The 447-nt window shown below is 70.2% G+C and carries 1 pseudogene; it reads right to left on the reverse strand.

The annotated features are described in order from the left end of the window. Positions 1 to 447, reverse strand: a pseudogene (locus FQ705_RS01990) (transcriptional regulator); the annotation flags it as partial.

Below are 447 nucleotides of genomic sequence, written 5' to 3' on the forward strand. Positions count from 1 at the left end.
GCAGATGCCGACGCTCGACGCGTTGCACCTCGCCTTCGTCGCGCAGTTTTTCCATCGCGTAGGCGCGCGTCGATTCGGATAACCGATAGAACGCGATCGCGCCGTGGAAATCGACCGAGAGCAGCGACTTGGTGCTCAACTCCGCCAGCGAGTCGATCGCGCTGGCCACCGGCACGCCCGGCTCGGCCGCTACCGCGCACACCGCGTCGAAGCTGAAATGGCCCACGAAGAAGGCCAGGCTGCGGAACAAGGCGCGCGCGGCGGGATCGAGCAGCGCGTAGCTCCAGTCGAAGGTCGCGCGCAGCGTCTGGTGGCGTGGCAGCGCGAGCCGCAGACCGCCGCCGAGCAGGTCGAGACGATCGTCGAGACGCAGGGCCACGCCCGCCACGCCGAGTGTGGCGACGCGCGCGGCCGCCAGCTCGATGGCCAGCGGCAGCCCGTCCAGCC

The organism is Paraburkholderia sp. BCC1884 (assembly GCF_900996225.1).
In the GTDB taxonomy this organism is placed as follows: domain Bacteria; phylum Pseudomonadota; class Gammaproteobacteria; order Burkholderiales; family Burkholderiaceae; genus Paraburkholderia.